Annotated in this window: 21 protein-coding genes; 18 read left to right on the plus strand and 3 right to left on the minus strand. The window is 73.1% G+C overall.

From position 1 onward, the window contains the following. Positions 1-50 precede the first annotated feature (50 nt). The 15 genes from LO763_RS13005 to LO763_RS13075 all read left to right on the plus strand — a co-directional run bounded on the left by LO763_RS13005 (position 51) and on the right by LO763_RS13075 (position 13,189). Complete coding sequence (locus tag LO763_RS13005) at positions 51-698, plus strand: hypothetical protein (RefSeq protein ID WP_230602724.1); 648 nt, start codon at positions 51-53, stop codon at positions 696-698. Positions 699-1,018: 320 nt separating this feature from the next. After that, complete coding sequence (locus tag LO763_RS13010) at positions 1,019-1,507, plus strand: TraR/DksA family transcriptional regulator (protein WP_369431985.1); 489 nt, start codon at positions 1,019-1,021, stop codon at positions 1,505-1,507. After that, positions 1,480-2,112, plus strand: a complete 633-nt coding sequence (gene lspA, locus LO763_RS13015; RefSeq protein ID WP_230602728.1) for a signal peptidase II — start codon at positions 1,480-1,482, stop codon at positions 2,110-2,112. Before LO763_RS13010 ends, lspA begins: the two co-directional genes overlap by 28 nt. Beyond that, a complete protein-coding gene (locus LO763_RS13020; RefSeq protein WP_230602730.1) occupies positions 2,109-3,059 on the plus strand; it encodes an RluA family pseudouridine synthase in 951 nt (316 codons plus the stop codon). Before lspA ends, LO763_RS13020 begins: the two co-directional genes overlap by 4 nt. Positions 3,060-3,374: 315 nt before the next feature. Next, on the plus strand, positions 3,375-4,412 hold the full coding sequence (locus LO763_RS13025; protein ID WP_255672414.1) for a MinD/ParA family ATP-binding protein: 1,038 nt from the start codon (positions 3,375-3,377) through the stop codon (positions 4,410-4,412). Between the two features lie 73 nt (positions 4,413-4,485). Continuing rightward, positions 4,486-5,220 (plus strand): DUF2567 domain-containing protein, encoded by a 735-nt coding sequence (locus LO763_RS13030; protein WP_230602735.1) that lies wholly within the window; start codon positions 4,486-4,488, stop codon positions 5,218-5,220. A gap of 45 nt (positions 5,221-5,265) precedes the next feature. Beyond that, positions 5,266-6,576 carry a histidinol dehydrogenase gene (hisD, locus tag LO763_RS13035; protein ID WP_230602737.1) on the plus strand — a complete coding sequence of 437 codons (1,311 nt, stop codon included), beginning with the start codon at positions 5,266-5,268 and terminating at the stop codon, positions 6,574-6,576. Further along, positions 6,573-7,700, plus strand: coding sequence for a histidinol-phosphate transaminase (locus tag LO763_RS13040; RefSeq protein WP_230602739.1), 1,128 nt, complete (start codon positions 6,573-6,575; stop codon positions 7,698-7,700). The genes hisD and LO763_RS13040 overlap by 4 nt, the downstream gene beginning before the upstream one ends. Beyond that, positions 7,697-8,305, plus strand: a complete 609-nt coding sequence (gene hisB, locus LO763_RS13045; protein WP_230602741.1) for an imidazoleglycerol-phosphate dehydratase HisB — start codon at positions 7,697-7,699, stop codon at positions 8,303-8,305. Before LO763_RS13040 ends, hisB begins: the two co-directional genes overlap by 4 nt. Continuing rightward, on the plus strand, positions 8,302-8,460 hold the full coding sequence (locus LO763_RS13050) for a CG2302 family histidine operon protein (protein WP_230602743.1): 159 nt from the start codon (positions 8,302-8,304) through the stop codon (positions 8,458-8,460). The genes hisB and LO763_RS13050 overlap by 4 nt, the downstream gene beginning before the upstream one ends. A gap of 11 nt (positions 8,461-8,471) precedes the next feature. Then, positions 8,472-9,089, plus strand: coding sequence for an imidazole glycerol phosphate synthase subunit HisH (gene hisH / locus LO763_RS13055; protein ID WP_230602745.1), 618 nt, complete (start codon positions 8,472-8,474; stop codon positions 9,087-9,089). After that, the gene (gene priA / locus LO763_RS13060) at positions 9,086-9,814 is read left to right on the plus strand and encodes a bifunctional 1-(5-phosphoribosyl)-5-((5-phosphoribosylamino)methylideneamino)imidazole-4-carboxamide isomerase/phosphoribosylanthranilate isomerase PriA (protein WP_230602747.1); all 729 of its coding nucleotides are present in this window, start codon (positions 9,086-9,088) and stop codon (positions 9,812-9,814) included. The genes hisH and priA overlap by 4 nt, the downstream gene beginning before the upstream one ends. Before the next feature lie 15 nt (positions 9,815-9,829). Next, positions 9,830-10,231, plus strand: a complete 402-nt coding sequence (locus tag LO763_RS13065) for a Rid family hydrolase (protein WP_230602749.1) — start codon at positions 9,830-9,832, stop codon at positions 10,229-10,231. Positions 10,232-10,394: 163 nt separating this feature from the next. Continuing rightward, positions 10,395-12,122, plus strand: coding sequence for a coenzyme B12-dependent isobutyryl-CoA mutase large subunit (gene icmA / locus LO763_RS13070; protein ID WP_230602751.1), 1,728 nt, complete (start codon positions 10,395-10,397; stop codon positions 12,120-12,122). Between the two features lie 257 nt (positions 12,123-12,379). Further along, positions 12,380-13,189 (plus strand): SigB/SigF/SigG family RNA polymerase sigma factor, encoded by an 810-nt coding sequence (locus tag LO763_RS13075; RefSeq protein ID WP_230602753.1) that lies wholly within the window; start codon positions 12,380-12,382, stop codon positions 13,187-13,189. 146 nt (positions 13,190-13,335) lie between these two features. Here the strand turns inward: LO763_RS13075 and LO763_RS13080 are convergent, their stop codons facing one another. Beyond that, a complete protein-coding gene (locus LO763_RS13080) occupies positions 13,336-13,920 on the minus strand; it encodes a hemerythrin domain-containing protein (RefSeq protein WP_230602755.1) in 585 nt (194 codons plus the stop codon). Positions 13,921-14,023: 103 nt separating this feature from the next. Here LO763_RS13080 and LO763_RS13085 point away from each other — a divergent pair, with 103 nt between their 5' ends. Continuing rightward, positions 14,024-14,686, plus strand: coding sequence for a uracil-DNA glycosylase (locus LO763_RS13085; RefSeq protein ID WP_230602757.1), 663 nt, complete (start codon positions 14,024-14,026; stop codon positions 14,684-14,686). 9 nt (positions 14,687-14,695) lie between these two features. On the opposite strand, the gene LO763_RS13090 is transcribed toward LO763_RS13085, so the two are convergent. Both LO763_RS13090 and LO763_RS13095 read right to left on the minus strand, forming a co-directional pair. After that, on the minus strand, positions 14,696-15,112 hold the full coding sequence (locus LO763_RS13090) for a CBS domain-containing protein (protein WP_230602760.1): 417 nt from the start codon (positions 15,110-15,112) through the stop codon (positions 14,696-14,698). A gap of 113 nt (positions 15,113-15,225) precedes the next feature. After that, positions 15,226-17,067, minus strand: a complete 1,842-nt coding sequence (locus LO763_RS13095; protein ID WP_230602762.1) for a transketolase — start codon at positions 17,065-17,067, stop codon at positions 15,226-15,228. Positions 17,068-17,249: 182 nt separating this feature from the next. Here LO763_RS13095 and LO763_RS13100 point away from each other — a divergent pair, with 182 nt between their 5' ends. Then, positions 17,250-17,777, plus strand: coding sequence for a DUF4383 domain-containing protein (locus LO763_RS13100; RefSeq protein ID WP_230602764.1), 528 nt, complete (start codon positions 17,250-17,252; stop codon positions 17,775-17,777). A gap of 279 nt (positions 17,778-18,056) precedes the next feature. Continuing rightward, positions 18,057-18,386, plus strand: coding sequence for a plasmid stabilization protein (locus LO763_RS13105; RefSeq protein WP_230602765.1), 330 nt, complete (start codon positions 18,057-18,059; stop codon positions 18,384-18,386). Positions 18,387-18,406: the final 20 nt, after the last annotated feature.

Raw genomic sequence — 18,406 nt, forward strand, 5'->3', positions numbered from 1 at the left:
CGCGAAGGACCGCGCGAGGCCCCCGCACCTCGCGCAGGGGAGGACTCGACGTGATCGTCAGCAGCCTGCTGATCCTCGTCACCGCGGCGGTCTTGCTGGTCACCGGCATGATCACCGGGAACAATCCATTGCTCGTCTCGTCCATCGCGGCGAGCCTGGCGGCCGGTGCCGCCCTGTACGCGGGCATCCGGGGGCGCGGCGCCAAGCGCCCCCGCGTGACCCCCCGCCACGAGGTCGGACGGGACGGCCCGCCGTCGCCGAGCGCCGACGACACGCAGCAGTTCAGGCGGATCGGCCTCGACGACACGCCGACCACCGAACTGCCCCTCCTCGAAGGCAAGACCTTCGAGCCCATGGAGTACGCGGTCGACCGCGACCCCGAGCTGCGCTTCGAGGACGCCCCGCCGCGCCAGGGCCGCACCCAGCCCCCGCCGAGCCACCGCGCCCCCGAGTCCACGGCCGACGAGCCGGCCGAGCAGCGCCTCTCCAGCGTCGAGGCCGCGGCCCTGATGCGCCTGGACACCGAGGTCGCCGTCGTCGACGGCCGCCCCCGCTTCCACCACTCGACCTGCATGCACCTGCACGGGCGCGAGCACGAGCCGCTGCCGGTCGCCGAGGCCCTCGAGCTGGGCTTCACCCCCTGCTCCCTGTGCGAGCCGGCCTCCCGACTGCTCATGGCGCCCCTGGCCGGACGCTGAGCCCTGACGCACAGTCCGGACACAAGTTCTGGAAGTAATTGACCTCGTTGCAGGTCTTGCGTATCCTGTGTGCTTAATTGCGCGGCAGGTCCCCGCTTCGGCGGGCCTGGCGCGCAATTGTCCTCGTTTCGGCGAGGTCGTCCGGAGTACGCGATCTCGGGAGCCGCGATGCCGAACGCCCGATGCGGGCCGCCACCGCGGCTCCGTCGTGTCCCGGCGCCGCCGCGACCCGAGCCGACACACCCCTCCAGAGGCGCGTCATGAGTCCAGCGAAGAAGACCCAGAAGCAGGCCGCGAAGAAGGCGGCCGAGAAGACCGCCGTGAAGAAGGCCGCGGTCAAGAAGACCGCGGCGAAGCCCGCCGCCGAGACCGGCGCGAAGGCCGCGGCCAAGAAGGCCGCCCGGAAGGCGGCCCCGGCCGCCGAGGAGCGCGACACCCATCGGCCGCGCACCGAGAGCGAGGAGGCCGAGCTGCGCGCCGCGCTGAAGGAGCGGCTCGACGAACTGGTCGCCGAGCAGGCGCGCTACACCGACTCGATCGCCGTCGCCCAGCGCGAGCGGCTCAGCGACACCGCCGGGGACGACCAGATCGACTCCGGCTCCAAGACCGTCGAGCACGAGCACGAGGTCGCCGTGGCCGGTGCGATCTCCGAGCGCATCCGGCAGGTCAGCCACGCCCTCGAGCGCCTCGACGAGGGCGAGTACGGCTTCTGTGAGAAGTGCGGTAAACCCATCCCGGCGGCGCGGCTCGCCGCGTTCCCGTCGGCTACCCTCTGCGTCAGTTGCAAACAGCTGGAGGAGCGACGCTGAGCGAGGACACGCAGCCCGGGACCGCCGAGGGCGGCCCGGGGACCGACGAGACACCCCGACGACCGAAGCGCAGGCCCGGGCTGACGCTGGCCGCGCTCCTGATCGCCGCCGCGGCGATCGGGCTCGACCAGTGGACCAAGGCCCTCGCCGAGGCGAACCTCGACCCCCGGGAGCCGGTGAGCATCCTGGGCGGGCTCATCCACCTGAGCCTGACCTGGAACTCCGGCGCGGCCTTCAGCCTCGGCACCGGCTACACCTGGATCTTCACCATCGCCGCCTCGGCGGTGACGGTGTTCCTGGTCTTCCTGTCCACCCGCATCCTCTACCCGGCCTGGTCGATCGCCATCGGGCTGGTGCTCGGCGGCGCGGCGGGGAACCTCGTCGACCGCCTCTTCCGCGACCCCGGCTTCGCGCACGGCCACGTCGTCGACTTCATCAGCGCCTTCAAGCCCTTCGGCGAGGCCTTCCCCATCTTCAACCTCGCCGACTCGGCGCTGTGCTGCGGCGTCGTGCTCGTCGTGCTGCTCGAGCTCACCGGCCACGGCTTCTCGCCGGAGTCCCGCAAGCGCCCCGAGCCGGAGACCGCCGGGAAGGGGCCGGCATGAGCGACCTCGCCGCGCGCCCGACCCGGTCGCTGCCGATCCCCGAGGGCCTCGAGGGCCAGCGGATCGACCAGGTGGTCTCGCGGCTGCTGGGCCTGTCGCGCACCGTGGCCGCCGAACTGGTCGCGGCCGGGGACGTGACCGTCGACGGCGCCCCCTGCGCGAGCAAGTCCGAGCGGGTGTCGGCCGGGGCCTGGCTCGAGGTGGTCCTGCCGCCGCCGCCCGAGGACGTCCGGGTCCGCGACACCGAGCCCGTCGAGGGCCTCGACGTCGTGTTCGACGACGAGGACATCGCCGTCGTCATGAAGCCCGTGGGCGTCGCCGCCCACCCGAGCCCGGGCTGGACGGGCCCCACCGTGACCGGCGGCCTCGCCGCGGCCGGGTACCGGCTCTCCAGCCACGGCGCCGACGAGCGCCAGGGCATCGTGCACCGCCTCGACGTGGGCACCTCGGGGCTCATGGTCGTCGCCAAGAGCGAGGCGGCCTACTCCGAGCTCAAGCGCGCCTTCAAGGAGCGGCGGGTCTCCAAGCGCTACCGGGCCGTGGCCCAGGGGCATCCGGACCCGCTCTCGGGGACGGTGGACGCGCCGATCGGGCGCCACCCCCGCCACGACTACAAGTGGGCGGTCGTCGCCGACGGCAAGCCGAGCGTGACCCACTACGACACCATCGAGGTGTTCCCCGGCGCCTCCTTGATGGACGTCGGCCTGGAGACCGGCCGGACCCACCAGATCCGCGTCCACTTCTCGGCCCTGGGCCATCCCCTGGCGGGCGACCTGACCTACGGCGCCGACCCGACCATGGCCGAGCGGCTGGGCCTGACCCGGCAGTGGCTGCACGCCTACCGGCTCGAGTTCGCCCACCCCACCAAGGGACGAACCGTCACCTTCACGAGTGAATACCCCGAGGACTTGGCGACCGCCCTGGCGCGGTTGCGAGCCGATTCCTAGGAAGCCTCTAGACTGGTGCGAGGCGTCCGCCTCGACGGGGCGGCGGATGCGACGCACGCCTCGCCCCCGGGCTCGACGACCCGCGATTCACCACGGGCCTTGAGGAATCATTGTGTTCTAATAGTCGCGGGTGGTAACGGTGTCCGGTCGGGAAGGCGCTGCGAGGGCCGTCAAGGCGGAGCGAGTCGACGACTCGAGGAGCTCGCCGCGGCGGCTCGCGAGCCATGACGGTTTCCGGCCGAGAGGAGGTTGCGCGTGAACACGCCCGAAGCCTGGGGCAACGACCGATCCGACGGGTCCAGGTGGCAGAAGCTCCTGGGCCGCGGCCGGGGCCGCGCCGGCGGCGCGCAGCAGGCCCCCACGCCGCCGCCGCGAGAGGCCTACCCGCCCTCGCCGCCCGCGGGGCCGCCGCCCGGACAGGCCCACTACTCGGTGCCGACCGCGGGCCGCCGCCCGCCCGTCGCCACCCAGACCCCGCCGAGCCCGTCGCAGATGCGCCCGGCCCAGCAGGGGCTGCCGCCGCAGCCGCGCCAGGCCCCCCGGCAGCAGGCCGAGCCCAGCCCGGTCGCGCTCCAGCGCCTGCGCCGCGACCTCGGCCGCAGCCGGGTCATCGCGTTCATCAACCCCAAGGGCGGCGTCCACAAGACCACCGCCACCGTCCTCTCCGCGGCCGCCATGGGCACCGCGCGGGGCGGCGGCGTCATCGCCTGGGACGACAACGAGCTGCGCGGGACCCTGGGCCTGCGCGCCGGCTCGGCCCGCCACGGGCGCACCATCCGCCACCTCGTCGAGCACCTCGACCAGGTCGAGGCCGCGGGCGTCCACCTGCCCGAGCACCTCGACGAGTTCCTGCGCCACTCCTCCGACGGCTCGTTCGACGTGCTCGCCGGCGACGAGGACCCGAAGCTCCAGCGCCGCCTCGACCCCACCACGGTCCTGCGGGTGCTCGACATCCTCACCCGCACCCACGGCATCGTGTGCATCGACACCGGCAACAACGTCGAGTCCCCGAACTGGCGCACCGTCGTCTCCTCGGTCGACCGGCTCGTGGTCACCACGGTGCCGCGCGAGGACGCCGCGTTCTCGGCCGACTGGATGCTCGACCACCTCGAGGAGGGCGGCTACGGCGACCTCGTCAAGAACGCCGTGACGCTCCTGTCGATGCCCACGCCGAACCCGGGACCGCTCCTGAACGACCTCCAGCGCCACTTCTCGCAGCGCACCCGTGCGTGCGCGGTCGTCCCGTACGACCCCTCGCTCGAGCCGGGCGCGAAGATCGAGTTCTCGGCGCTGCGCCCGGAGACCCGGGCCGCCTGGTTCGAGGCCGCCGCCACCATCGTCGACGGCCTGTAAGGACGGGAGCACCCTCCGGGGCGCCCGGCACATCCCTGCCGGGCGCGCCGCCCGCTGTGGCAGGATTCCAGGCGTGACAGACGACGCCGAGCGCACCGTGAACCTCCGTCAGGACGACAGTGCGAACCCGTCCGGGCCGGGCGCCGCCCCGCCGCGCGGCGGGCGCGTCGCCGACCACGGGGACGACCCGCACGTCTACGGCCGCCGCAGCCGCCTCGGCTCGCCGCGCACCGTCGGGCGCGACCTGCTCGCCGCCGGGGTCCTCGCCGTCGTCCTCGCCGCGCTCGGCCTCCCGTTCGCGATGCTCTGGCAGGCCGTCACCCCCCGCGTCGAGTACGTCGTCCTCGACGGCGGCTGGGCCTCCGCGCAGACCTACCCCGAGCAGTTCGTCGAGGGCGACCTCGTGTTCGCCGGGATCGGCCTGGCCCTGGGGATCGTCGCGGCGATCGCGACCTGGGCCGCGATGCGCGGCCGCCGCGGGCCGATCCTCCTCATCGGGCTGGTCGTCGGCTCGGTCGCCTGCCAGTTCGTGGCCTGGAAGATCGGCGTGCACGAGTGGGAGCAGTTCTGGGACGCCGTCCGGCGCGCCCCCGTCGGCGCCCACATGTGGCGCCCGCCGTCGGTCCTGTTCGTCGAGCTCGACCCCGCCGCCGCGTGGGACGCGATGAGGGTCGGCAACTTCACAGCGGCCCTCGAATCGCTCCGCCTGGGCGCCCTGGCCGTCATGGCCCTCGCCGCGACCTTCACTTACACCGTCTGCGCTGGCTGGTCACGTCGGTCCAGCCTTCGAACGGACGCTCCCGAATAGCGGTATGCCTTTTGACCTGGAAAGCCGGGCCATTACGCTTGGACCGTGCTCAGACGCATCGACCTATCAGGAGCCGTATCCGACTACCCGGCCCGCGCCCTGCGCGAGCTGATGCCGCGCGCCGCCTTCGACGTGAACGAGGCGCTGCGGTCGGTCCAGCCGCTCATCGACGACATCGCCCATCGCGGGACGCCCGCGGTGGTCGAGATCGTCGAGCGCTTCGACGGCGTGCATCTGGAGCACCTGCGCGTCCCCGGCGAGTCGATCAAGGCCGCCGCGGAGGCGCTCGACCCCGAGCTGCGCCGTGCCTACCAGACCTCCATCGACCGGGTGCGCGCCGCGCACGAGGCCCAGCGCCTCCCCGAGGTCGTCACCGAGGTCGCCCCGGGCGGCACCGTCACCGAGCGGTACCTGCCGGTCGGCCGCGTCGGCCTGTACGCGCCCGGAGGCCTCGCCGTGCTCGCCTCCAGCGTCATCATGAACGCCGTCCCGGCCCAGATCGCCGGCGTCGGTTCGATCGCGCTCGCCTCCCCGGCCCAGAAGACCAACGGCGGCCTGCCCGACCAGGGCATCCTCGCCGTCGCCGGGCTCCTCGGCATCGACGAGGTCTACGCCGTGGGCGGCCCGGCCGCGATCGGCATGTTCACCTACGGCACCGAGGAGTGCGAACCGGTCGACATGATCACCGGGCCCGGGAACATCTACGTCACCGCCGCCAAGCGGGCCGTGCGCGGCCTGGTCGGCATCGACGCCGAGGCGGGGACCACCGAGATCGCCGTCATCGCCGACGCCGCCGCCGATCCGGCCCACGTCGCCGTCGACCTCATCAGCCAGGCCGAGCACGACCCGGCCGCCGCCTCGGTGCTCATCACCGACTCGGCCGCGCTCGCGGACGCCGTGGACGCCGAGCTCGAGCGCCGCGCGCCCGAGACCCGCCACGCCCAGCGCATCCTGACCGCGCTCGCGGGCGAGCAGTCCGGGACGATCCTCGTCGCGGACGTCGACGAGGCCGTGGCCGTGGCCGACGCCTACGCCGCCGAGCACCTGGAGATCCAGACCGCGAACGCCCGCGAGGTCGCGCTGCGCGTCCGCAACGCCGGGGCGATCTTCGTCGGCGCCTACTCGCCGGTCTCCCTCGGCGACTACTGCGCCGGCTCCAACCACGTCCTGCCCACCGGCGGCTGCGCCCGCCACTCGGCGGGCCTGAGCGTGCACACCTTCCTGCGCGGGGTCCACATCGTCGACTACTCTCGCGAGGCCCTCGCGGCCGTCGCCGACGACGTGGTGGCCTTCGCGAACTCCGAGGACCTGCCCTCGCACGGCGAGGCCGTGTCGACCCGATTCGAGACGGCATGAGCGAGATCGAGAACCTGCTCCGCGAGGACCTGCGCGGGCGGTCCCCGTACGGCGCCCCGCAGCTCGACGTGCCGGTGCAGCTGAACACCAACGAGAACGCTCATCCGATCCCCGAGGACGTGGCCGCCGTCGTGGCCGAGTTCATCGGGCGCGAACTGCGGGGGCTCAACCGCTACCCCGACCGGGACGCGGTCGCGCTGCGCACCGACCTCGCCGCGTACCTCGGGCACGGCCTCACCGCCGACCACGTGTGGGCCGCCAACGGCTCCAACGAGATCCTCCAGCAGCTGCTCCAGGCCTTCGGCGGCCCGGGCCGCACCGTGCTGGGCTTCATGCCCTCGTACTCGATGCACCCGCTGCTCGCCCGCGGCACCGGCACCGCCTTCGCCGACGCCGGGCGCGAGGCCGGCTACACGCTCAGCCCCGCGTTCGCGGCCGCGGCGATCGAGCGGCACGACCCCGACCTGGTCTTCCTGGTCTCGCCGAACAACCCGACCGGGACCGCGCTCGGGGCCGACGTGATCGAGGCCGCCTACGAGGCCGCGCGCGGCCTCGTCGTCATCGACGAGGCCTACACCGAGTTCGCCCGCGACCCCGCCTCGACGGCCCTCGGCCGCCTCGCGGGGCGCCCGCGCCTCGTGGTCACCCGCACCATGAGCAAGGCCTTCGCGTTCGCCGGGGCCCGCGTCGGCTACCTCGCCGCCGACCCCGAACTGGTCGAGAAGCTCCTGCTGGTGCGCCTGCCCTACCACCTCTCGAGCATCACCCAGGCCGCCGCGCGCGGCGCGCTCGCCTGCGCGCCCAGGCTCCAGGCCGAGGTGGACCAGCTCAAGCACCAGCGCGACAGGATCGTCAAGAACCTGCGCGCCAAGGGCCTCCCCGTCGCCGACTCCGACGCGAACTTCGTGCTCGTCGGGGGCCTGCGCGACGCCGCCGCCGTGTGGCGCGCGGTCCTCGACCGCGGCGTCCTCATCCGCGACGTCGGCCTGCCGGGCCGCCTGCGGATCACCGCCGGGACCGAGGAGGAGACCACCGCGCTCCTGGACGCGTTCGACGCCGTCCTGGAGGCGCGACCCGCATTGTTCGACAGCGCTACTGAACCGCAACAGGAGCAGCAACCGTGAGCCGCACCGCGCACATCGTCCGCACCACCGGCGAGACCAGCGTCGACGTGTACGTCGACCTCGACGGCACCGAGAAGGCGGTCGAGATCGCCACCGGCGTGGGCTTCTACGACCACATGCTCCACCAGCTCGGCAAGCACGGCGGCTTCGACCTGAAGATCGCCGTCAAGGGCGACCTCCACATCGACGCCCACCACACCATGGAGGACACCGCCATCGCCCTCGGGCAGGCGTTCGCCGAGGCACTGGGGGACAAGGCCGGGGTCGTCCGGTTCGCCGACGCCTCCGTGCCGCTCGACGAGGTGCTCGCGCGCGCCGTCGTGGACCTCTCGGGCCGCCCGTACATGGTCCACGACGAGCCCATGGACATCGCGCCGACGGTCGGCGGCGACTACCCGACCTCGATGACCCGCCACATCCTGGAGTCCTTCGCGCACCACGCGCGGATCTGCCTCCACGTGACCGTGCTCCGCGCCGCCAACCACGGCCAGAAGCCCGACGCGCACCACGTCATCGAGGCCCAGTTCAAGGCCCTCGCCCGGGCGCTGAAGTACGCCACGCGCGTCGACGGCACCGACATCCCCTCCACCAAGGGCGTCCTGTGAGCTGGGCGGGGCCGATCCTGCTCATGGCCGTCGCCGGGATCCTCCTCGGCGGGGCGCTGAGCCTGCGCAAGAACGAGAAGCACGCCGCCGCGATCGTCACGGCCGTCATCGCGGCCGCGGCCTTCCTCGGCGGCGTCTACCTCGTCTACGGCTGAAAGGGGGCGTCGTGAACCGATCCTCGGTGGCCCTGTTCGACTACGGCTCGGGCAACCTCCGCTCGGCCTTCCGCGCCCTGGAGCGCGCCGGGGCGGACGTGTCGCTCACCAGCGACCTCGACGCCGCCCGCCGCGCCGACGGGCTCGTCGTCCCCGGCGTCGGCGCCTACGCCGCCTGCATGGAGGGCGTCCTCGCGCACGGCCTCGACGCCGTGATCCGCGAGCGGGCCGCCGCCGGGGCCCCGGTGCTCGGCATCTGCGTCGGCGAGCAGGTCCTGTTCGCCGAGGGCGTCGAGCACGGCGTCCGGACCCGCGGCGTCGGCGTCTTCGAGGGCCGCGTGGACCTCCTCGACGCCCCGCGCGTCCCGCACATGGGCTGGAACACCGTCGCCGCGGACGAGGGGATGCGGCTGTTCGCCGGGATCGACCCGGCCGAGCGGTTCTACTTCGTGCATTCCTACGCGGCCAAGACCAGGCCCCCGGGGGCGCTGGCCGCGGTCTGCGAGCACGGCGGGCCGTTCATCGCCGCGGTCGAGCGCGGCCCGGTGGCCGCCACCCAGTTCCACCCCGAGAAGTCCGGCGACGCCGGGTACGCACTGCTGTCCAACTGGATCAAGGGATTGAAATGAGCCAACTTCAGCTACTTCCGGCCGTCGACGTCACCGGCGGCAAGGCCGTCCAGCTCGTCCAGGGCGTCGCGGGCTCGGGCAAGCAGTACGGCGACCCGCTCGAGGCCGCCCTGGAGTGGCAGTGCCAGGGCTCGCAGTGGCTCCACCTCGTCGACCTCGACGCCGCCTTCGGCCGCGGCTCCAACCACGAGCTGCTCGCCCAGGTCGTGGCCAAGGTCGACATGCAGGTCGAGATCTCCGGCGGCATCCGCGACGACGAGACCCTCGAGCGCGCCCTGGCCTCGGGGGCGCGCCGCGTCAACATCGGCACCGCCGCCCTGGAGAACCCCGAGTGGTGCGACCGGATCTGCGGGACGTACGGCGACCGCGTCGCCATCGGCCTCGACGTCAAGGGCGACCGCCTGGCCGCGCGCGGCTGGACCCGCGAGGGCGGCGAGCTCTTCGCGACCCTCGAGCGCCTGGAGCGGGCCGGGTGCGAGCGGTACGTGGTGACCGACGTGAACAGCGACGGGATGCTCTCGGGCCCGAACACGGACCTGCTGCGGTCGGTCTGCGGGGCCACCGACAAGCCGGTCATCGCCTCCGGCGGCGTGTCCTCCCTGGACGACCTGCGCGCCCTGGCCGGGCTCACCGGCATCGGCGTGGAGGGCGCGATCGTGGGAACCGCGCTGTACGAGCGTAACTTCACGGTCGCTGAGGCGTTGAACCTGTTGCAGGGACTGTAACCAGGGGAGGCGCGCATGGCTTTGGTCGAACGGGTTCCGGAGGCCGGGCCGTGGGCGCAGCTCTACGGCTACTCGCGCGCCGTCGCGGTGGGGCCGCTCGTGGTCACCAGCGCCTGCACCGCCGACGTCGAGGCGCGGCCGCACCTGGCCGGCGACCCGGCCGGGCAGGCCCGCGAGGCCTTCCGGACGGCGCTGGACGCGATGGTCCACGCCGGGGCGGGCGTCTCGGACGTGGTGCGCTCGCGCCTCTACGTGACCGACCCGGCCCACGCCGACCCGGTGGGCCGGGTCCACGGCGAGTTCTTCGGCGTCGTCAGGCCCACGGCCGCGGTGGTGATCGTGACCGGCCTGTTCCACCCCGGCCAGCTGGTGGCCGTGGAGCTGGAGGCCTTCCGCGCCTGGAGGGACATCGACTAGTGCGCCCGCCGCCGACCGAGGTGCGGAATGCGCGGACACTCCCGGTTTCATCCGGAATGATTCACTGCGTCGCGCTCCTGTGCGGCTTAACGACCGTTCAGTAGTATGGGCTCTGAGCCCGACCGACGGCTCGCCGAAGTCTCGCCAAAAGTGAGGTGTCACCGTGGACGCTGAAGAGATCGCCGAAGGCCGCGAGCGCTGGGCCAAGCGCTACGCCTCCGCCGCCAAACGCGACGCCGACTTCACCACCCTCTCGGGCCTGGAGGTCGAGCCCGTCTACGGCCCGCCCGAGGACGCCGCCGACCCGCGCATGGAGCGGATCGGCTGGCCCGGCGAGTTCCCCTTCACCCGCGGCCTCTACCCGACCGGCTACCGCGGCCGGGCGTGGACCATCCGCCAGTTCTCCGGCTTCGGCAACGCCGAGCAGACCAACGCCCGCTACAAGATGCTCCTGGGCGCCGGCGGCGGGGGGCTCTCGGTCGCGTTCGACATGCCCACGCTCATGGGCCGCGACTCCGACGAGCCCGCCTCCCTCGGGGAGGTCGGCCACTGCGGCGTCGCCGTCGACTCCACCGCCGACATGGACCGCCTCTTCGACGGCATCGACCTCGGCGCCGTCACCACCTCCATGACCATCTCCGGGCCCGCGGTCCCGATCTTCTGCATGTACCTGGCCGCCGCCGAGCGCCAGGGCGTCGACATCGCCGCCCTCGACGGCACCCTCCAGACCGACATCCACAAGGAGTACATCGCGCAGAAGGAGTGGCTCTTCCCGCCCGAGCCGCACCTGCGCCTCATCGGCGACCTCATGGCGTACTGCGCCGAGAGGATCCCGCGCTACAAGCCGCTCTCGGTCTCGGGCTACCACATCCGCGAGGCCGGCTCCACCGCCGCGCAGGAGCTCGCCTTCACGCTCGCCGACGGCTTCTCCTATGTGGAGCTCGGCCTCTCCCGGGGCCTCGACGTCGACGCCTTCGCGCCCGGGCTCTCGTTCTTCTTCGACGCGCACATCGACTTCTTCGAGGAGGTCGCCAAGTTCCGCGCCGCCCGCCGCATCTGGGCCAGGTGGCTGCGCGACGTCTACGGCGCGCGGACCGACCGGGCCCAGTGGCTCCGCTTCCACACCCAGACCGCGGGCGTCTCGCTGACCGCGCAGCAGCCCTACAACAACGTCGTTCGCACCGCCGTCGAAGCGCTCGCCGCCGTCATGGGCGGCACGAACTCGCTGCACACCAACGCGCTCGACGAGACCCTGGCGCTCCCGACCGACCAGTCCGCGGAGATCGCGCTGCGCACCCAGGCGGTGCTGCGCGAGGAGACCGGCGTGACGAGCGTGGCCGACCCGCTCGGCGGCTCCTGGTACGTCGAGGCCCTCACCGACAAGATCGAGGCCGAGGCCGAGGAGCTGTTCCTCCAGATCCTCGCCCTCGGCGGCGAGTCCGGGGCCGACCCGGCCGCCGTGGCCCGGGAGGCCGCGGGCCGGCACGCGATCGGGCCGGTCACCTCGGGCATCCTGCGCGGCATCGAGGACGGCTGGTTCAATGCCCAGATCGCCGAGGCCGCCTTCACCTACCAGCGGCAGCTCGAGGACGGCACCAAGCACATCGTGGGCGTCACCAAGCTCAACGAGACCGTCACCCCCGACCTGGAGATCCTGCGGATCTCCGGCGAGGTCGAGCAGGGCCAGCGGGCCGTGCTCGCCGAGCGCCGCGCGGGCCGCGACAACGCGGCCGTCGAGCGGGCGCTCGCCGAGATCGTCACCGCGGCAAGGGGAACGGCGAACATGATCGAGCCGATCCTGGCGGCGGCGCGCGCCGAGGCGACCCTGGGGGAGATCTGCGGGGCGCTCCGCGAGGAGTGGGGCGAGTACCGGGAGAACGCCGCCATCTGACGGTTCGCGTTGCAGGGCAACGATACGCGATTCTGTTAAAATAAGTGACCGTTCAGTAGGTTTAGGTCGCCGGAAGGAGGGGTAATCAACCGGCCAAGCATCCCAACGGAACAGCTTTGCATCCCAGAACATGTAAGAACTTCACAACATCCCAGATTGCCCCACTCCCGCAATCTGCTCATAGCCAAGAAGCGCTAGATTCCCGAAACGGGCAACATGCTTCAAACCGATGTCGTGACCGACAGGAGGGCGATCGCATGGCGGACAGCCGATCAGAACGCAAGCGACAGGGCTCGGACGAATACGGCCACCTGGCGCCGCTGTTCAAGGAAATGGCCTCGCTCGCAGAGGACGACCCGCAGCGCGCGGAACTGCGCGACCAGCTGGTCACCGGCCACCTGCCTCTGGCAGAGCACATAGCGCAACGATTCTCCGGCAAGGGCATCGCCAAGGACGACCTCGTGCAGGTCGCCTCGGTCGGGCTCATCCACGCCGTCGACCGGTTCGACCCCGAGGTCGGATCGGACTTCCTCTCCTACGCCGTCCCCACCGTCATGGGCGAGGTGCGGCGACACTTCCGCGACACGAGCTGGCCGATGCGCGTCCCGCGCCGGCTCCAGGAGCTGCGGATCTCACTCAACCAGGCCGGCGGCGAGCTGTCGCAGCGCCTCGGGCGGCCGCCGACGGACGCGGAGGTCGCCGAGCACCTCGGCATCACCGAGGCCGAGGTCCAGGAGGGCTACGAGGCCCGCCAGGCCTACCGGTCGGTCTCGCTCGACGAGCCGCCGTTCACCGACGGGGAGCAGCGGACGACCCTCGCGGAGTCGGTGGGCGAGGAGGACGCGGCCCTGGAGCTCGTGGAGAACCACGAGTCGCTGGTGCCGCTCATCCAGGAGCTGCCGCAGCGGGAGCGCAAGATCCTGGCCCTGCGGTACTACGGCGACATGACGCAGACGCAGATCGCCCAGGAGGTGGGCATCTCGCAGATGCACGTCTCGCGGCTCCTCAGCCGCACGCTGGAGGACCTGCGCGAAGGCATGGACCGGCAGGAGGAGGCGGTCCACTGACGCCGGGCGCCTCCCTCGCGAACGAAGCACCGCGCCGGAGCGGCGGGCCTGCGGCCCGCCGCTCCGGCCGTGTCGGGGCCGCGGCGCCCTTCGGGCCGCCGAGGGGTCCGGGGACCCCGTAGACCGATGGCGGGGCCCCCGGAGGCTCAGACGTCGCGACCGCTCAGCGCGTCGCGGATCCTGTCGATGAAGCCGACCCCGGGCCCGAGGACGAGGTTCGCGGGCGGCCGGTCCGGGGCGTGCGGGTGGGGCCGGGTCGGGGCGAACTCCTTGGCCGCCAGCACCTTGTAGCCGAAGTGCTGGAGCTCCTCCTCGTCGCAGGCCTCGCGCAGGCGCGGCAGCAGGTGCTCCTCCTCGTCGGCCATGCGGCGGCGCACGTCCGCGACCATCTCGGCGACGAGCCCCTCGAACTCGTGGTCGGCGGGGCCGAGCCCCTCGAGCCGCTTCATGATCCGCTCGGCCTCGGCGTGCCCCGCGATCTCGCGGTCGACGACCGCGTCGCCGTCGGGGAGCCGGTCGCGCGCGACCGGGTACATGAACTGCTCCACGGCCGCCTCGTGCCGGATGAGCTCGGCTATGGCGTGGTCGACCAGGTCCTTGCGGCCGACGGGCTCGTCCGCGGTGTCCTCGAGCTCCGCGAACAGGGCCTCGAAGCGGCGGTGGTCGGCCAGGACGACCGCGGTCAGCTCGGTGTCCTGCGTCAGCTCGGTGTCCTCTTCGGAGTGGGGCATGGGGGTCCTCCCGCTGGGTTGCTCGCTGCACCTCTGGGCGTACCCGTGGTACGCGCTGGTGAAACCGGGTACCCGGTCCCCTCATCGGACGATCGGAGGAGGCGTGAGGGGACCGCGGACGGCGGGGGCGGCGCGTTTCGTGCCGCCCGCCGGCGACCTGGAGCGGCTGCGGGAGGCGGCCGCGACCTGCGAGGGCTGCCCGCTGCACGCGGACGCCGAGCGGACGGTCTTCGGCGCCGGGGACGCCGGCGCCCGCGTCGTGGTGGTGGGGGAGCAGCCCGGGGAGGACGAGGACCGCGCGGGCGAGCCGTTCGCCGGGGCCGCGGGGGACCTGCTGGACCGGGCGCTGGAGCAGGCCGGGATCGACCCGGGCGGGGTCTGGCGCACCTACGCGGTCAAGCACCGCAAGAGCGCCCGGGTGGGGCCGACCGGCCGCCGGGTCCGCCTCAAGCCGGTCCGCGGCGAGGCGGCCGCGTGCCGCCCCTGGCTCCTGGCCGAGCTCGGCGCGATCGGGCCCGAGCTGGTGGTCTGCCTGGGCGGCACCGCCGCGCACGCGCTGCTGGGCCCGGAGTTCCAGGTCAGCGCGGAGCGGGGCGCCGTGCACCCCCCGGCCGTGCCGGGCCTGCGCGAGGGGACCGCGGTGGTGGCGACGGTGCGCCCCGAGTCGCTGGTGCGCCTGCGCGAGGCCGAGCGGGCGGACGCCTTCGCGCAGTTCCTCGCCGACCTGCGGCAGGCCGCCGAGGCGCTGCGCGAGCGGCGCCGCTGAGCCCCGCGGTCAGGACTTGATGGACCCGACCACCCCGCCGGTGACCGACTCCGGCATCCGCTGCGAGACGTCCGACAGCGCGATGATGCCGACCAGGCGGCCCTCGTCGATGACCGGGATGCGGTTGACCTGGTGCTCCTTCATCTTGGCGATGGTGACCTCGACGTCCTCGTTCGCGTCCGCGAGGACCAGGTGGCCCTGCGGCAGCCGGTCGACCGTGTAGGCCTCGGCGTCGTGGCCCGCGGCCATGACCTTGATGACGAGGTCGCGGTCGGTGACCATGCCCTTGATCTTGGCGTCCTCGGCGCCGCAGATCGGCAGGGAGCCGACGTCCAGCTCCGCCATGAGCCGCGCCGCGTTGGCCGCGGTGTCGTCGCTCTGGACGCAGGTGCAGCCGGTGTGCATGACATCGCGCGCAGTGGCCATGGTGCTCATCTCCTTCATGGTGTCCCCTCTCGGGAGCGTCGCGGGATCCCCCCGATCCCGCGCCTTGAGTATCGTTCGCGTATCCGGCCCCCGCCGGGATACCGCCGATTCGCTCACGCCACCAGGTGCTGGGCCGCCCGCACGATCGCGGCCGCGTCGATCCCCGCCGCCGCGAGCTGCTCGGCGGGCCCGGCCGAACCGGGCATCCGCCGCACGGCGAGCTTCTGGAAGCGCACGTCCGGGACGCGCCCGGCCACCGCGTCGAGGACCGCGTCCCCCAGGCCCCCCACGGGCCAGTGGTCCTCCACGGTGAGGACGCGGCCGGTGTCGGCCGCCGCCTGCCTGATCGCGGCCGCGTCGAGCGGCTTCACCGAATAGGCGTCGATGACGCGCACCGGGACGCCCTCGGCGGCGAGCCGCTCGGCGGCCGAGAGGCTCTCCGAGACCGTGACGCCCGCGGCGACGATCGCGACCTTGTCGTGCTGCGAGGCGACCAGGGTCCGGCTGCCGCCCACCGGGAACAGCTCGTCGGGCCGGTAGATCACCGGCGTCTCGGCCCGCGTGGTGCGCAGGTAGCTGATCCCCGGGAGGTCCGCCATGGTCGCGGTCAGGTGCGCGCTCTGGTTGGCGTCGCACGGGTACAGCACGACGCTGCGCCACAGCGCCCGCATCATCGCGAGGTCCTCCAGGCCCATCTGGCTCGGCCCGTCCGGGCCGATCGACACGCCCGCGTGGGAGCCGACCACCCGCAGGTCGGCGCCGCCGATCGCGGCCATCCGCAGGAAGTCGTGGGCGCGGGTCAGGAACGCGGCGAACGTGCTCGCGTACGGCGCCCACCCCTGGGTCTGGAGCCCGACGGCCGCGGCGACCATCTGCTGCTCGGCGATGTAGCACTCGAAGAAGCGGTCCGGGTGGGCCTTCGCGAAGGCCGCGGTGCGGGTCGAGTCGGCGACCTCCCCGTCGACCACCACCACGTCCGGGTTCGCCTCCCCGAGCGCCTCCAGGGCCGCCCCGAAGCCGTCCCGCGTGGCCGCGGTGGTCCCGACCGGGAACGGCGGCAGCGCCAGCGGCCTCGCCGGCCGCGAGGGCCGCGGCTCCTTCGAGCGCGGGCCCTTGACCTCCACCCGCGCCGAGCGCACGCCCCCGAGCTCGACCACGGCCTTCTCGGGCTCGTCGAGCGGTTTGCCGTGCAGGCCCTCCTTGTCCTCCGCGGTCGCCACGCCCCGGCCCTTCCTGGTGCGCGCCAGGATCACCGTCGGACGGGACCGCTCGGCCTCGGCCTCGGCGAGCGCCCGGTCGATCTGGGCCGGGTCGTGCCCGTCGATCTCCACCGCGTGCCAGCCGAACCCGCCGATGCGGGCCGCGTACGCCGCCGTGTCCCACCCCAGGCGGGTCGGACCGGTCTGGCCGAGCCGGTTGACGTCGACGATCGCGCACAGGTTCCCTAGGCCGAAGTCGGCGGCCGCCGCGAACGCCTCCCACATCGAGCCCTCGGCGACCTCGCCGTCCCCGCACAGCACCCACACCCGCGCCGGGGAGCCCGCCAGGCGCGCCCCCAGCGCCATCCCGACGCCGACCGGCAGGCCCTGCCCGAGCGAACCGGTCGCCACGTCCACCCACGGCAGCCGCGGCGTCGGGTGCCCCTCCAGGTCGGAGCCGAGCCGCCGGTACGTCAGCAGCCGCTCCTCGTCGATCGCGCCCGCCGCGCGCAGCATCGCGTACAGCAGCGGCGAGGCGTGCCCCTTGGAGAACACCAGCCGGTCGTTGCCCGGCAGGTGCGGGTGCTCGAAGTCGTAGTGCAGGTGCCCCGACAGCAGGCCCGCCATGAGGTCGGCGGCCGACATGGACGACGTGGGGTGGCCCGAGCCGGCCCGCGCCGACGCGCGCACCGCGTCCACCCGCAGCTGCTGGCCCAGTTCGGCGATGCCGGAGGTCCGGTCCTCGATGATGCTCACGCTTCCTCTCCTCCCGGTAGAGCCCAGGGCTACCCGTGCCCCGGGGGCCGAAACGGCGTGTCGGACCGCCCCCGCGGGGTACCCGGGGGGCGCGGGTCCGCAGGACCCGTGGCGCGCCGCCCCGCCCGGCACAGCCCATAGACGGGCGAGGCGGCGCACTCGTAGCGAAGGAGGGGCGAACCATGAACTCGCGACCGCTGTCCACCACCGGACACCACTGGTACGAGGCGGAGCGGCGGCGCACCACCGCCGCCCAGGTCGGCGCGACCGTGATCGGCTGGACCCTTCTCCTGCTCGGCGTCATGGGCTTCGTGCCGATCTTCACGCCGGGCTTCTCGGGGATCAGCTTCGCCGGGCCCGACACCACCGCCGAGCTCTTCGGCGTCTTCGCCGTCTCGGTGCTGAGCAACCTCATCCACCTCCTCGCCGGCGTCCTCGGGCTGGTGATGTCCTGGATGGTCCACCCCTCGCGCCGGTACCTCCTCATCGGCGGCGTCTTCTTCGTCCTCCTCGCCCTGTACGGGTTCCTGGCGGACGCGATCGGCACCGACGACCTCCTGCCCGCCAACGTGTGGACCGGCCTGCTGCACCTGGCCCTCGGCATCGCCATGGTCGTGCTCGGCCTGGTCCTGAGCACCCGCCTCCCCAAGGAGAGCGAGGCGCGCGGCGAGGGCGACTTCGGCGAGACCGGCCGCGGCGCCGCCCGCTGAGCGGCGGAGACGGCGACGAGGCGGCGCCCCGGGAGATCCTCCCGGGGCGCCGCCTCGCGTCCCCTGCGTCAAGCCTTCGTCGGGGCCCGCCTGCCCGGTGCGGGGCCCTCTACAACCCGCACCGGGCGACGGGATATGTCCCCTGACCGGCGGCTACCCGCCTCCCGCGGGAGTATGCGCGCCGCCCGTGCCAGACCTCGCGAGGTTTTCCCCCAGGCGGGCGGGGAACCCGATCGGCATGGACCCGGCCGATACCGGACACCATGGAGGTGAAGGGCCATGCCACGACAGCACTGGACCAAGAAGGACGAGCGCCAGTACGAGCACATCAAGGAGGGCGCGGAGGACCGCGGCACCAAGACGAAGCGCGCCGAGGAGATAGCGGCGCGCACCGTCAACAAGAACCGCGCCCGCGCCGGCAAGACCAGGACCGCGAGCCGCACCTCCACCGAGGACATGTCGTCCTCCAAGCGCGGCGGGCAGCGCTCGCACTCCGGTCCGAAGGGCCGCACCAAGGACCAGCTCTACCAGGAGGCCCGCCGCAAGAACATCGAAGGCCGATCGAAGATGAACAAGGCCGAGCTCGAACGCGCCCTCAAGCGCAAGTGAGCCCGGCGGAGAGAGGTGAG

The sequence above is a fragment of the Glycomyces amatae genome, assembly GCF_020991375.1.
Classification (GTDB): Bacteria; Actinomycetota; Actinomycetes; order Mycobacteriales; family Micromonosporaceae; genus Glycomyces; species Glycomyces amatae.

Excerpts from the sequence above, each read along its gene's own strand:
- LO763_RS13100 (WP_230602764.1), top strand. The coding sequence starts at position 17,250 with ATGAACTCGCGACCGCTGTCCACCACCGGACACCACTGGTACGAGGCG.
- LO763_RS13090 (WP_230602760.1), bottom strand. The coding sequence starts at position 15,112 with ATGGCCACTGCGCGCGATGTCATGCACACCGGCTGCACCTGCGTCCAG.
- LO763_RS13105 (WP_230602765.1), top strand. The coding sequence starts at position 18,057 with ATGCCACGACAGCACTGGACCAAGAAGGACGAGCGCCAGTACGAGCAC.
- priA (WP_230602747.1), top strand. The coding sequence starts at position 9,086 with ATGAGCCAACTTCAGCTACTTCCGGCCGTCGACGTCACCGGCGGCAAG.
- LO763_RS13075 (WP_230602753.1), top strand. The coding sequence starts at position 12,380 with ATGGCGGACAGCCGATCAGAACGCAAGCGACAGGGCTCGGACGAATAC.
- LO763_RS13040 (WP_230602739.1), top strand. The coding sequence starts at position 6,573 with ATGAGCGAGATCGAGAACCTGCTCCGCGAGGACCTGCGCGGGCGGTCC.
- LO763_RS13080 (WP_230602755.1), bottom strand. The coding sequence starts at position 13,920 with ATGCCCCACTCCGAAGAGGACACCGAGCTGACGCAGGACACCGAGCTG.
- LO763_RS13065 (WP_230602749.1), top strand. The coding sequence starts at position 9,830 with ATGGCTTTGGTCGAACGGGTTCCGGAGGCCGGGCCGTGGGCGCAGCTC.
- LO763_RS13020 (WP_230602730.1), top strand. The coding sequence starts at position 2,109 with ATGAGCGACCTCGCCGCGCGCCCGACCCGGTCGCTGCCGATCCCCGAG.